Below are 13,782 nucleotides of genomic sequence, written 5' to 3' on the forward strand. Positions count from 1 at the left end.
ACGACGTCGGACGAGCGCGCCGCAGGGCGGGTGGAGAGCTTCCACCCGCCCTGCGGCGCCGGCCTCAGAAGGTCGGGTAGATGTCGATCGTGCTGCCGCCCGTCCCGACGACGTTGGCACCGGTGGAGTACGTCACGTCGTTGATCAACGCCTTGAACTCGAAGAGCTCACCTGCGGGGATGCGCTCTGCGACGAACTCCCAGGTGTTGCTGCCGATGTAGCGGGCTCCGCGTCCGGCGGTCCAGGTCAGGGGGTACTCGTCGCCACGGATCGCGATCGAGTTCCCGTATCCGGGATCGAAGTGCACGCGGATCCGCGTCGTGTTGCGCGCCGCCGGCGTGTACGTGGAGACGGGCGTGCCGGGTGCGAAGACCTTGGACTCGTGCTCGCCCAGGGTCACGGTGATCTGCTTGCCCGTGACGCCGCCCGAGGCGACCGTCACCGTGTCGCTCGTGTTCATGAGGTTGGTCAGGACGGCGCCGACCGGGATGGTGCTCTCGGCCCGGAGCGGGATGGTCCTGGTCTGGTTGTCCCACGAGTTGCTGGACAACGTGATCGTCTCCGCGGCGGTCGCGTCGACGCGACGCGAGAAGCCGTACACGGTGGTGTCCGTCCACATCTCCCGCTGCACACCGACCTGCAGGGCGGGGTAGGCGGCCTTGATCTGGGTGAGCCGCTGGATGTGGGTGTACATGGTGCCGGTCTGGGAGAAGGACTCCATGTCCTCGCGGTTGTCCTTGTTCGCGATCGGGTTCTCGTTGGGGTTGCCGTTACCGTCCGCGGCCTGCTCGGTGCCGTAGTAGATCACCGGGACGCCGCGGCTGGTCATGAGGAACGTCAGCGCGGAGCGCAGCCGCTGGTAGCTGTCGTCGGCCCAGGTCAGGAAGCGTGCCCGGTCGTGGTTGTCGAGGAACGTCTCGAGCCGGTTCGGGTTCGGGTACTCGTAGTCCTGGGCGAACAGGGCACTGAGGGTGTTCATGTCGACGTCGGCGGCGAAGGCGTCGCGCACGTCGAAGAAGTACGGGAAGTCCAGGACGCCCCACTCGTAGTCCTGGTACTCGGAGACGTAGTCGATGTCACCGACGAACACCTCACCGAACGTCGGGACGCCCATGGCCGTCTGGAAGCTCGCGAGCCATGGCTTGGGCACAGAGCGTGCGGCGTCGACCCGGATGCCGTCGAAGCCCATGTCGACCCAGTCCCGGTAGGTGCTCGTCAAGTAGGTGGACACCGCCGGGTTCGCCTGGTCGAGGTCGTCCAGGCCGCCGAGGTCGCAGTTCTCGATCTGCGTCTGACTCTCGGTGCCGTTGAAGAGGCAGTCACCGGTGTGGTGGAAGTACGACGAGGTGTTCAGTGGGGCTGCCGGCGCATACGTCGTCGGCGAGTAGGTCGTCGATGTCCCGGCGAGGTAGTCCGCGGTGTGGTTCGGGACCACGTCCAGGATCATCTTGAGCCCGAGACCGTGGGCGGTGTCGATCAGCGCCTGCAGCTCGGTCGCGTCGCCGAAGTGCTCGTTCGGCGTGGCGAAGTCCGCCGTGAAGTACCCGTGGTAGCTCGCCTCGTTCCCGTCCCGCGAGAGCGGCTGCTGGGCGGACACCGGTGAGAGCCAGATGGCGGTGACGCCCAGGTCAGCAATGTAGCCGAGCTGGTCCGTCAAGCCCGCCCAGTCCCCGCCGTGGTAGAACCCGAGATCGGCCGGGTCGTACTCACCGGCACCGCTGTCGTTGTTCGTCGGGTCGCCGTCGGCGAACCGGTCGACCAGGACCTGGTAGATGACGTCGCCCTCTTCCAGGGGCCCTGGCGAGACGGCCGAACCGACCGCCGCCACCGGCGCTGCCGGTACCGCAGCCGCGGTTGCCGACGACGGCACGACGGCGATGAGCGCGCCGACGGCGCAGGTGACAGCGACCGCCGCGATCACCCGCTCCGAGCGCCTCTGGATGGATGATCCGAGTGGTATGAGCTTCATCGCGCAACCCTCCGTGGAGTCCCGGCACCTTCTCAGGTTTCCGGTTAAGTAAATCGATCCAACCCCTAGTCGGACGGAAGCGCAACAGGGCCGTGTCAATAAACACGAGCCGCTCGTCGACGGCGTTCGCCGGACGAACGCGGCACCGGGCTCGTCAGGACGAGGGTGCCCGGCCGGTCGACTCACGCAGCAGGAGAGCCGTGTGCAGGAGCTGCTGGTGCGGCGCGGTCCGGTCCGCCCCGGCGGCGAGCGACTCGACGAGGTACTCGGCGGCGAGCCGGCCCTTGGTCTCGATCGGTTGCCGGATCGTGGTCAGGCTCGGACGCGAGAGCTGCGCCAGCTGGAGATCGTCGAAGCCCGTCACCGAGACCTCGTCGGGAACCTGCACCCCGAGCCGCCGGGCGCCCGCGAGCACACCCAGAGCGATGATGTCGCTGAAGCAGACGATCGCCGTCGGCCGCGTGCCCTCCGGCTGCCAGAGGCTCGCGAAGGCTCGCTCACCTGCGGAACGCGTGCAGGCCACCTCGATGACCTGCACATCAGGGTCGTCGAGGCTCCGACCGTGCCGCTCGAGGGCCGCGGACACGCCGTCGATCCGGCGCCTGACGGGCCCCCGCCAGTCCCGACGGTCTGCCCCGATGCCCGTCTCGATCACCACGAAGGCGAACCGTCGATGCCCGAGGTCGAGGAGGTGCTCGACGAGGGTGTCCATCGCCGCGCCGTCGTCGATGTCGACGGAGGACACGCCCGGATGGTGCTCGCTGTCCACCAGGACGAACGGGACGCCGCGCTGCCGGAGCGCGCTGACCTCTCCACGGTCGTACTCCAGACCACTGACGATGAAGCCGTCGACGGCGGCGTACGGGATCGCCTTGAGCATCGAGCCGCGCAGGGGCGGGGCGAGCAGGAGGGTGAAGCCCTCCCGGTGACATGTCTGCCCGATGCCCTGCATGAACTCCGTGTAGTACGGGTTCGTCAGTGCGACATCGAGCTGCTGCGGCAGGAGGAGACCGAGGCTGTTGGTCTTGCGGGTGCGCAGCATGCGAGCAGCGGGATCCTGCGAGTACCCGAGCTCCTCGGCCACCGCCATGATGTGCCGGAGCGTCGCCTCGGAGAGCCGCGACGTGTCGTTGAACGCGAACGAGACCGCCGTCTTCGAGACGTTCGCGCGGTCGGCGACGTCCTGCATGGTGACTCGCCGCGACTTCATCGGTCGTCTCCCGGTCTCATCGGTCGTCTCCCGGTTCGGTGTCGGTCATCGCGTCAGCACCGCCGCACTGCGCGCCTCGACGCGGATCGTCACGTCGCCGGACTCGTGGCCGTCCGTCGTGGCTGATCCACAACGGACCGACCACGGCCGGTCCGGCTCGGCGGACCAGGCCGCACCGAGCACGTCGCGGACGTTGATCATAGCTGCGCGTGGTCCCCGGTTGACGGCGACGAGGGCCTGCCCCGCGGCACCTGCATCGCGCAGCACGACCACCGTGTCGGGACCGTCGGCGTGCACGGACTGCCCGCCACGCCGCAGCGCGACGGTCTCGCGTCGCACCGTTGCGAGGGTCGTGAGCCAGTCGTGGAGGTCGTGGTCCCAGGTGGCTCGGTCCCACGGCATCGTGCCGCGGCAGTCCGGGTCGTTGTCACCCGTCATGCCGACCTCGTCGCCGTAGTAGAGCATCGGCGCTCCCTGGGCGGCGAAGAGCAGCGCGTAGGCGAGCTTGGCCGCGCCGACGTCCCCCGTGTGACGCGTCAGGACACGCTCGGTGTCGTGGCTGCCGAGGAGGTTGAGCATCGCGGGCCGGGCCGGTGCCGGGATCCGGTCGCGCAGAACGTCCAGACCGTGGGCGAGCTCTCCCGCCCCCAGCCGACCGTCAGCGGTGAAGCCCAGCACGAGGTCGCGCAGGGTGTAGTTCATCGTGCCGTCCGCGAGATCGCCACCGAGCCACTCCTCGGGGTCGCGCCACTCCTCGGCGACGATGTACAGGTCCTCGCCGAGGTCCTTGACCGTCTCGCGGAAGCGGCGCCAGAAGCTCCGGTTGATGAAGTAGGGGACGTCGAGGCGCCAGCCGTCGATGCCCTCGGCGACCCAGTGCCGGGCGACCCGGACGTGGTGGTCGCGGACCTCCGGGTTGTACACGTTCCACTTGGGCAGGTAGTGGCAGCCGGAGCACGTGCGGTAGTTCGGCACGGGCGCAGCCGTGACGGGAAAGTCCTCCACCATGAACCAGTTGACGTAGGGCGAGGCCGCTTCGTTCTCCACGACGTCGCGGAAGGCCGAGTGACCGTCCCCGCAGTGGTTCAGGACGGCGTCCAGCACGACCCGGATGCCCCGCTCGTGCGCGCTGCGCACGAACGTCCGGAACGCCTCGAGGTCACCGAGACGGTGATCGATCGCGAAGTAGTCCTTGGCGTCGTACCGGTGGTTCGTGTCCGCCTCGAAGATCGGGGTCAGGTAGATCGCGTTGGCGCCGAGGGCCTCGATGTGGTCGAGGTGCTGGGTGATCCCGGCGAGATCCCCGCCGAAGAAGTTGTCCCTCGTGGGCGCCTGCCCCCACGGCTGCACGTCCGGTGGGTCGATCGACCGGTCACCGTTGGCGTACCGGTCGGGGAAGACCTGGTAGAAGACGGCGTCGTTCAGCCAGTCGGGTGTGCGGGCTGCGGGCCCCGCGGAGGCTTCTGCGTCAGTCATCTCAGTCCTTGAGTCCGGTCATGGCGATCCCCCGTACGAGGGCTCGCTGGAAGAACATGAACACGGCGATGCTCGGCAGGGTCGCCATCATCGTTCCCGCCATGAGGTAGTTCCAGGACGTGCCGTAGCGGCCCTGGAAGGACGAGAGACCGACCTGGATCGTGCGCATCTCGTCGGAGTTCGTCACGAGCAGCGGCCACAGGAAGTCGTTCCATGCGAACAGGAAGCTGAAGATGGCGAGCGTCGCGAAGGCCGGTGCCGACAACGGCACCATGATCCTGAAGAACGTCCCGGCCCGGCTGCAGCCATCGATCCGGGCGGCGTCCTCGAGCTCCTGAGGGATCGACGCGAAGTACTGCCGCAGCAGGATGATGCCGAACACGTCGGCGAGCCGCGGGACGATCAGCGCCGCATAGGTGTCGATCCAGCCGAAGCTCGCGACCAGCGAGTACGCCGGGATGACGGTCACGAAGGTGGGCACCAGCAGGACGGCCAGGAGCAGGACGAACAGGGTGTTGCGCAGCGGGAAGTGCAGCCGGGCGAACGCGTAGGCCGCGAGGGAGTCCAGCACGAGGTGTCCCGCGACGATGCCCACCGCCATCAGCGTGCTGTTGAGGTAGTACTGCCCGAACGGCGCGGACTCCCAGGCGCGGGCGTAGTTCTCCCAGTGCCACGAGCTCGGCCAGATCGTGGTGTTGGTGTACGTCTCCGCCCGCGACTGGAGCGAGGTGGTGAACATCCACAGGAACGGGACGACGACGGTCACCGATCCGAGGATCAGGACGGCGTGACGCCCGACGGCGGCGAGGCGGCGGGGTCTCATCGCAGCGTCGACCTCCCCGAGCCGCTGGCCCGCCACTGCACGAGGGTCACCCCGAGCACGAGGAACAGTGTCACGAACGCGATCGCCGTCCCGTAGCCGAAGTTCCCGAGGCGGAAGGCCTCGCGGTACATGAACATGCCGAGGACCTCGGTGCCGCCGCGCGGGCCGCCACCGGTCAGCACGTAGACCAGGTCGAAGGCCTGGAAGCTCGTGATGAGCGCCTGCACGACGACGAAGAACGTCATCGGCTTCAGGAGCGGGACGGTGATCCGTCGGATGCGCTGCCACATCGACGCGCCGTCGAGCTGGGCCGCCTCGAAGACACTGACCGGGAGCGCCTGCAGCGCGGTCAGATAGAGGATCGCGTTGAAGCCGAGGCCCTTCCAGACGGTCAGCGAGGTGAGGACCCCCAAGGCGAGCCAGCGGTCGCCGAACCAGTCCGGGCCACCGATCCCCAGCTGCTCGAGCCAGGCGTTGACGTAGCCGGCCGGGTCGAAGAGGTACCGCCAGACGATCGCCGCGGCCACCGAGGAGGTCACCGCCGGCAGGAAGTAGATGCCCCGGTACACCCCGCGGCCGCGCAGCGGTGCATCGAGCAGCAGCGCGACCGCGAGCCCCGACACGACGCTCAGCACGCACACCCCGACGCCGTAGACGACAGTCACGAGGACCGAGTTCCAGAACGCCGGGTCGTGCGCCAGCTGCGTGTAGTTGTCGAAGCCGATGAGCTCCTTGACCGGGTCGAAACCGTTCCACGAGGTGAGGCTGATGTGCGCGGCCGAGACGATCGGGTAGAGGACGAACACGCCGAGGACCACCAGCGCCGGTGCGACGAAGGCGAAGGCGGTGAGGACCTCCTCGCGGTTGTACGAGCGACGCCGTCGGGCCTGTGACGGCCCGCGTCGGCCACTGGTCGTGGGCACGGCGCGGGTCGTCAGCAGTGGTGAGGTCACCGAGGTCATCCTTCCGCGATCACCGCGTTGACGGCAGCCTCGGCATCGCTGAGCGCCTGGTCGACGCCGACCTCACCGGCCAGTGCCTTCTCGATCTCCTGGGCGAAGGCGAACGAGATGGCCGGGTAGAGGGGTGTGTTGGGACGGGCGTGAGCGTCGGCCATCTGCTCGACGTACGGACGCAGCAGCGGCTGTGTCTCGTCGACCCAGCCGAGGTAGTCCTCGCCGGTCGCCACGCTGTCGGTGACGGGGAGCATGCCGGTCGTCTCGCTCCACGCGGTGACCTGCTCGGGCTCGAGGAACCAGGCGAGGAAGTCGGCTGCCGCCTGGGCGGCGTCGTCATCCGTACCGAAGACCATCGCCTGCTCGCCGCCGAGGTTAGTGGCCGCGACGCCGTCCGAGGGCATCGGCACCGTCGCCGTGGCGAAGTCGAACGGCGGGTCCGGTGCCCAGATGCCCACCATCCAGGAGCCCTCCTGCGCGGCCGCCGCAGAACCCTTCTCGAACTCGCCCCACGCCGTGTAGGGGCTCACGCCGGCCCCGATGAGGTCGACCCAGTACTGCAGAGCCTGCGTACCCGCCTCGGTGTTGAAGGCGGCCGCACTGTTGTCCTCGGTGAGGAAGTCGCCGCCGGCCTGCCAGAGGTTGACCTGGAAGTTCCAGGTGAGTCCTTCACCGTTGTCCCCAGCATGGGTGAAGAGCTCGTAGCCGGGCTTGCCGGTCTTCTCCAGGATGGTTGCGCCAGTGCTCAGGACCTCGTCCCAGGTCGTCGGCGGGGCGGCGGGGTCCAGCCCGGCCTCCTCGTACAGGGTCGTGTTGTACATGAAGGCGAGGTTGTTCGCCGAGACCGGCACGGAGACCTGCTGACCGTCGATCGACCCGAACGACACGAGCGCCGGGTTGATGTCCGCGATCGTCTCGGCGGGGAGCAGCTCGGTGAGGTCGGCGAGACTGCCGAGCTGAGCGATCTGCGGCACCCACACGAGGTCGCCGATCGCGATGGTCGGCAGGGTGTCCGACGTCGCGGCGGCGCGGAGCTTGGTGAGGAAGTCGGCGTTGGGGATGGTGGCCGTCGTGATCGCCACCCCGTCCGTCGCGTCGTCGTACTCCTGGACCATCGCGTCGAAGGTGTCGGCGTTGGTGCCGTCCCAGTAGGTCCAGGCGGTCACCTCGACGTCGTCCCCGCCCGTGTCGGGTGCGTCGGCCCCGGCAGAGGAGCACGCGGTGGCGACGAGTGCCATGGACAGGGCCCCGACTGTGGCGCCGAGCGATCGTGTTCTGCGGTGCATCATTGCTCCCTTGGTGTGATCGAAGGCCTGGGGGTCAGGCCCGTTCAGCGTGTGCCTGGTGCGACGAGCTCACGCGTACGCCTGCCGCCGGCGGTCGTCGGTGTGCGGTGCGTTCGCGTGCGGTCGAGCCAGACGGCGTGGTTCCCGGCGAGCTCGGCGCCGGTGCGGAGGCCGCAGGACGAGGCGACGACGACCCCGGCCGGGTCGTCCGGCAGGTCGACGGGGTCCGAGCCGAGGTTGACGATGCAGACTCCGTCGCCGCGCGCGAACGCCAGGACCTGGTCGCTGCCGGTCTCGAGCCAGCGCAGTGCGTCGGAGTCGAACAACGTGCGGCGGGTACGCAGGAGGGTGCGATACAGGTTCAGGAACGAGGTGGGTGCGGCCTCCTGCCGGTCGACCGCGTAGCCGCCGAACGATGCGGGCTGCGGCAGCCACGGGGCCGCGGCCGTGCCCGCCGGGCTGAAGCCGAATGCCGGTTCGCCGGCAGCCCACGGCAGCGGGACCCGGCAGCCGTCCCGCCCGAGCTCGGTCCCGCCGGACCGGATCCAGATGGGGTCCTGACGGACGGCGGCCGGAAGCTCGAAGACCTCGGGCAGCCCGAGCTCCTCGCCCTGGTAGAGGAAGACAGTCCCGGGCAGCGCCAGCAGCAGCATCGCGACGGCGCGTGCGCGTGCGGTGCCGAGCTCGAGGTCGACCGGCCCGCTCCGACGAGCCGCGGCGATCATGTCCGTGGGGTCCGCCTCCGCGGAGTCCTGCTCCTGCCCGTACCGGGTCACGACGCGATGCACGTCGTGGCTGTTCAGTGCCCAGGCGGTGGGCGTCCCGATCTGCCGGGCCTGGTCGAGACCGGCGTCGATCGCGGTGCGCATGCGTGCCGCGTCCCAGGGCTGGACGAGCAGGTCGAAGTTGAATGCCTGGTGCAGGTGACCCGGCGCCAGATAGGGGCGCAGACGCTCGAGGGTCGCGACCCAGATCTCGCCGATGAAGTACTTGGGCTCGGGCCGGTACGCGTCACCGATCGCACGCCACGTCCGGTACACCTCGTGCACCTCCGGCTGGTCCCACATCGGGTCGTCACGCGGGGAGCGACAGTTGCCGCCCTCCGGGATGTCCGCGAGGTCCTCAGCGGTGAACAGGCCGTGCGCCACATCGATGCGGAACCCGTCGACGCCGAGGTCGAACCAGAACGTCAGGACGTCCCGGAAGTGCTGCGGAACCTCGGGGTTGCGCCAGTTGAAGTCCGGCTGGCTGGAGTCGAAGGAGTGCAGGTACCACTGCCCGGGCGTCCCGTCCGGCTGGTGGAGCCGCGTCCAGGCGGGCCCACCGAAGACGCTGGCCCAGTTGTTCGGTGGCTCCTCGCCGGCCGGCCCGCGGCCGTCGCGGAACACGAAGCGGTCGCGCGCAGCCGAGCACGTCGGCGCCGCGACCGCGTCCTGGAACCACTCGTGCTGGTCGGAGCAGTGGTTGGCCACCATGTCCATGACGACCCGCAGACCGAGCAGGTGCGCGTCGGCGACGAGGCCGACCAGGTCCGTCGTCGAGCCGTAGGCGGGGTCGATCGCGAAGTAGTCGGCGATGTCGTACCCATGATCGCGCTGGGGCGAGGGGTAGCAGGGGTTCAGCCAGAGGGCGTCGACACCGAGGTCGGCCAGGTAGCCCAGTCGCTCGCGGAGGCCCGCCAGGTCGCCGACGCCGTCACCGTCCGCGTCGGCGAACGAACGCAGGTAGACCTGGTAGATCACCGCGTCCTGCCACCACGACTCCTGCATCAGCGCTCCTGGTTAACGTTTAGTTAACCGATACACTAGCCGACTCCGGCGCGGTGTCAAGAGCGACGCGCGTCGGCTCCCTGGGTACCCCGAGTGATGCGTGGCGCGATGCCCACGCGAACGCCCCGATGGAGCATCAAGCCCTCCTTGATGCGGCCCTCGCTCGAGACGCGGAAGAAGCCGAGCGCGTTCTGCGCCAGCTCGTCGCATACGAGCAGCCCCGCCCCCGCAGTCGGCTCGCTCCCCGTCGTGCCGCCGACCACCAGGGACGCACCCGCCGCCGGCAGCGGGAGATGGCTCACGCACCCGGACCGGCGCAGCGGGACTTCAGGCATACCTATCACGTCACGGACCGCTGGGCGCCGTGGGCCCCGGAGAGTGCAACGGCCCGCCCTCAGCCCTGGTTGCGAACGTCCTCGAGGGTGACCCGCAGGACGCGCCGGACAACACCCCGCAACAGCTCGGGCGCGGCAGTCGGGTACTCGTGGCACAGGCTCGCGATCCCACCGACGAGCAGGTTCGCGGTCATCTGGGCCGCAGGGTCGGTGGCGCCCAGGACGAGGGCCGAGAGGATGGTGTCCAGGGCGCGGCGGGCATCCTTGAAGTGCTCGAACTCCAGGATCGTCGGCAGCTCGCCGTGGAACAGCGCGAGGTCGTCCCGGTAGCGGACGGCGAGATCCGCAAGACCCTCGATCGCGCGCTCGCGCGCCGCCCGACCGTCCAGCTCCTCGAGCTCGCCTGCGAGGGCCTTCAGCTCAGTCCAGTGCGGGTCGAGCAACGCCTGCAGGATCGCGTCCTTGGAGTCGAAGTGGTACAGCAGGGAGGACTTCGCTCCGCCGTAGGCCCGGGCGATCTGGCTCAAGGACGATCCCCGGAACCCGGTCTCGGCGAAGCAGCGTCGAGCCGCCAGGAGGATGCCCTCCTTCGCGTGAGGCGCGGTACGGGCCATGACCTGCCTTCCTCGGGCGCATGATCAGCGCCACTGGGCGATGGCAGACCGCGCTGCCCTGAGGCCACGCGACCTCACGAAGCGCGGGCTCACAGAGGCATCCTAGGGACCACCGGCTCAGCCTGCGGTTGAGGCCCGGCGGCGGTTGTAGATGTCGAAGGCGACCGCGGCGAGGAGGATGGCGCCCTTGACGACCTGCTGCATGGACTGGTCCATCCCCAGCAGCTGCATGCTGTTGCTCAGGACAGCCATGATCAGGCCGCCGACCATCACGCCGCTCACGGTCCCGGCCCCGCCGCTCGCGGCTGCCCCTCCGATGAAGCACGCCGCGATCGCGTCCATCTCGAAGGCGTTCCCGGCCCCGGGCTGCGCCCCGTTCGTGCGGGAGGAGAACACCACGCCCGCGAGACCGGAGAGGATCCCCATGTTGGTCATGATCCAGAAGTTGAGCTTCTGCACCTTGACCCCAGAGAGCTGGGCCGCGTGCAGGTTGCCGCCGATCGCGTAGACGCCCCGCCCGAAGACCGACCCGCGCATGATCGCGGAGTACGCCAGCACGACCACCGCCAGGATGATGAGGATGTTGGGCAGGCCACGGCTGCGGGACAACTGGTAGGCGAACCACATGACGACCGCGCTGACGGCGAGGATCTTGAGGACGAACGCCGGGAACGCCTCGACGGCCTGCTGGTAGCCCAGGCGGCCCCTGCGGATGCGCCACTGGCTGGCCGCGAACCCGACGACGGCCAGCGCGAAGACCAGCAGTGTGAAGACGTCGTAGTCGCCACCGCCGAGCAGTCCGTGCTGGAAGCCGGCCGCGATCCCGGTGTAGGGCGCGCCGAACGGCGAGAGGGAGGTGTTCTTGAGCACGAGGAGGGTCAGACCGCGGAACAGCAGCATCCCGGCCAGTGTCGTCACCCACGCCGGTATCCGAACGACGGCCACCCAGAACCCGTGCCACGCGCCGGCCGCGAAGCCGACGGCCACTCCGGCCAAGGCACCGACCCACCAGGGCATGCCCTCCTTGATGACCAGCGTGGCCGAGACCGCTCCGGCCAAGGCCACGATGGAGCCGACCGACAGGTCGATGTGGCCGGCGATGATGACGATGAGCATCCCGATGGCCAGGATGAAGATGTAGGAGTACTGCAGGACGAGATTCGTCAGGTTGTCGGGGCTGAGCAGCAGTCCCCTTGTTGTGATCGCGGCCAACGCGACGATCGCCACGAACGCGACGTAGATCCCGTTCTGGCGCAGGCCTCCGGTGAGCCCCTGCCACATCGGGTGGCCAGCTGCCGGGTGGGCCGGTTGCTCGCCTGGATCCGATGGGGTCCGGCGGGATGCGGTGGTGGTGGTGACGGCACTCACGGCAGTAGTTCCTTTTCCTTGGTCATGAGCTGCATCAGACGCTCCTGGGTGGCCTCGGCCGCGGGTACCTCACCGGTGATCCGGCCGAAGGCCAGGGTGAAGATGCGGTCGCAGATGCCGATCAGCTCAGGTAGCTCGGAGGAGATCACGACGACCGCCTTACCCGCGGCCACGAGTCGGTTGATGATGGTGTAGATCTCGTACTTGGCACCGACGTCGATCCCACGCGTGGGCTCGTCGAGGATCAGGACGTCCGCGTCGGTGTAGATCCACTTGCTCAGCACGACCTTCTGCTGGTTGCCGCCGGACAGCTTGCCGGTCAGCGCCAGGACGGTCGGGGTCTTGATGTTCAGGGACGCCCGGTACTCCTCGGCGACCTTGAGCTCCTCGTTGCCGTTGACCCAGCCCCGGCTGGACATCTTGTGCAGGCCGGCCGCCGAGATGTTCCGCTTGACGTCCTCGATGAGGTTCAGGCCGTACTTCTTGCGGTCCTCGGTGGCATAGGCGATGCCGTGGGCGATCGCGTCGCTGACCGTGTGGGCCTTGATCTCCTTGCCGTTCTTGTACAGCTGCCCGGTGATGCCGCGCCCGTAGCTGCGCCCGAACACACTCATCGCCAGCTCGGTACGCCCGGCGCCCATCAGACCCGCGATCCCCACGACCTCACCGGCACGCACGTCGAAGCTCGCACCCTCGACCACGATCCGGCCGATCTGGGTGGGGTGGTGGACGGTCCAGTCCTCGACCCGCAGCGCCTCGGCGCCGATGTCCGGGGTCCGCTCGGGGAAGCGGTGCTCCAGGTCACGCCCGACCATGCCCTTGATGATCCGGTCCTGCGTGGCCTCGGGCTTGCTCATGTCAAGCGTCTCGATGGTCTTGCCGTCGCGGATGATCGTGGTGACGTCGGCGATCTCGGCGATCTCGTTGAGCTTGTGGGAGATCATGATCGAGGTGATGCCCTGGCCCTTGAGGTGCCGCAGCAGCCCGAGCAGGTGCTCGGAGTCCTGGTCGTTCAGCGCCGCTGTGGGCTCGTCCAGGATCAGCAGCTTGACCTTCTTCGACAGTGCCTTCGCGATCTCGATCAGCTGCTGCTTGCCGACGCCGAGCGTGCCCACCGGGGTCGTGGGGTTCTCGTCCAGACCGACCCGGGCCAGCAGCTTGGCGGCCTCGGAGTTGGTGTGGTTCCAGTCGATCAGGCCGCCGCGGCCACGCTGCTCGTTGCCCAAGAAGATGTTCTCGGCCACCGACAGGTAGGGCACCAGCGCAAGCTCCTGGTGAATGATGACGATGCCACGAGCCTCGCTGTCGTTGATCGACCCGAAACGCACGGGCTCACCCTCGAAGACGATCTCGCCCTCGTAGGTGCCATGGGGGTACACGCCGGAGAGAACCTTCATCAGCGTCGACTTGCCGGCGCCGTTCTCGCCACAGATGGCGTGGATCTCACCCCGGCTCACGCTCATCGAGACGTCCTGCAACGCCATCACGCCAGGGAACGTCTTCGTGATGGAGCGCATCTCCAAGATGTCGTTGCTCATGCGGACCTGTCTCACTTCGTCGTGGCCACCAGGGCGGGCGGCGCCCTGCGGTGCGTGCCTCTGCGGAGCGACTATTCCTGACCGTTCGGTCAAGTTACAGGGACGATCGTCCCGACCCGCTCACTCGTCGAACGCGCGATCACCGACGAGACGTGCACGCAGAGCCCTCGCGAGCTTGACCAGCGGTGCCACGCACAACGGCGAGTCCGCAGCGATGTCCGGCATCGGCCCTGGCTCGACCTCGAGGAGCGGAAGGAGCACCGACGACGCTGATCCGCTGACCGGGGAAGCGTCCGGGAGACTGGCAAGGATGTTGGCTCTGAGAGCGCGGGGATCACAGTCGCTGTCCTTCGAGGCCCACTCTGCGACGTCGTCGGCGAAGTCCGGCACCAAGGACGGCCCCGTCGCCCCGTCGGACACCGGTCTGGTGGTGCAGCA

At 68.5% G+C, this 13,782-nt stretch carries 12 protein-coding genes; all 12 read right to left on the minus strand.

All coding sequences use genetic code 11. The annotated features are described in order from the left end of the window. Positions 1-64: 64 nt before the first annotated feature. The 12 genes from K415_RS0102275 to K415_RS23770 all read right to left on the minus strand — a co-directional run bounded on the left by K415_RS0102275 (position 65) and on the right by K415_RS23770 (position 13,605). A complete protein-coding gene (locus K415_RS0102275; protein ID WP_024285491.1) occupies positions 65-1,969 on the minus strand; it encodes an alpha-amylase family glycosyl hydrolase in 1,905 nt (634 codons plus the stop codon). A gap of 154 nt (positions 1,970-2,123) precedes the next feature. Next, positions 2,124-3,179 (minus strand): LacI family DNA-binding transcriptional regulator, encoded by a 1,056-nt coding sequence (locus tag K415_RS0102280; protein WP_024285492.1) that lies wholly within the window; start codon positions 3,177-3,179, stop codon positions 2,124-2,126. Between the two features lie 45 nt (positions 3,180-3,224). Then, entirely contained in the window at positions 3,225-4,655 is a 1,431-nt protein-coding gene (locus tag K415_RS0102285; protein ID WP_024285493.1) for a glycoside hydrolase family 13 protein, read from the minus strand. 1 nt (position 4,656) lies between these two features. Beyond that, positions 4,657-5,478 carry a carbohydrate ABC transporter permease gene (locus tag K415_RS0102290; protein ID WP_024285494.1) on the minus strand — a complete coding sequence of 274 codons (822 nt, stop codon included), beginning with the start codon at positions 5,476-5,478 and terminating at the stop codon, positions 4,657-4,659. Beyond that, positions 5,475-6,431, minus strand: coding sequence for a carbohydrate ABC transporter permease (locus K415_RS0102295; protein WP_231494801.1), 957 nt, complete (start codon positions 6,429-6,431; stop codon positions 5,475-5,477). The genes K415_RS0102290 and K415_RS0102295 overlap by 4 nt, the downstream gene beginning before the upstream one ends. 5 nt (positions 6,432-6,436) lie before the next feature. Next, positions 6,437-7,720 carry an ABC transporter substrate-binding protein gene (locus tag K415_RS0102300; protein ID WP_024285496.1) on the minus strand — a complete coding sequence of 428 codons (1,284 nt, stop codon included), beginning with the start codon at positions 7,718-7,720 and terminating at the stop codon, positions 6,437-6,439. Between the two features lie 44 nt (positions 7,721-7,764). Beyond that, the gene (locus K415_RS0102305; RefSeq protein WP_024285497.1) at positions 7,765-9,489 is read right to left on the minus strand and encodes a glycoside hydrolase family 13 protein; all 1,725 of its coding nucleotides are present in this window, start codon (positions 9,487-9,489) and stop codon (positions 7,765-7,767) included. A 56-nt stretch (positions 9,490-9,545) separates the two neighbouring features. Beyond that, a complete protein-coding gene (locus K415_RS0102310; protein ID WP_024285498.1) occupies positions 9,546-9,824 on the minus strand; it encodes a hypothetical protein in 279 nt (92 codons plus the stop codon). Positions 9,825-9,883: 59 nt separating this feature from the next. Beyond that, the gene (locus K415_RS0102315; protein ID WP_024285499.1) at positions 9,884-10,438 is read right to left on the minus strand and encodes a TetR/AcrR family transcriptional regulator; all 555 of its coding nucleotides are present in this window, start codon (positions 10,436-10,438) and stop codon (positions 9,884-9,886) included. Between the two features lie 117 nt (positions 10,439-10,555). Further along, positions 10,556-11,719: a multiple monosaccharide ABC transporter permease gene (mmsB, locus tag K415_RS0102320; protein WP_024285500.1), complete on the minus strand. Its 1,164-nt coding sequence runs from the start codon at positions 11,717-11,719 to the stop codon at positions 10,556-10,558. 83 nt (positions 11,720-11,802) lie between these two features. Then, on the minus strand, positions 11,803-13,344 hold the full coding sequence (mmsA, locus tag K415_RS0102325; protein ID WP_024285501.1) for a multiple monosaccharide ABC transporter ATP-binding protein: 1,542 nt from the start codon (positions 13,342-13,344) through the stop codon (positions 11,803-11,805). A 120-nt stretch (positions 13,345-13,464) separates the two neighbouring features. Then, positions 13,465-13,605, minus strand: coding sequence for a hypothetical protein (locus K415_RS23770; protein ID WP_155859331.1), 141 nt, complete (start codon positions 13,603-13,605; stop codon positions 13,465-13,467). Positions 13,606-13,782: the final 177 nt, after the last annotated feature.

This window comes from Cellulomonas sp. KRMCY2 (assembly GCF_000526515.1).
Taxonomy (GTDB): Bacteria; Actinomycetota; Actinomycetes; order Actinomycetales; family Cellulomonadaceae; genus Actinotalea.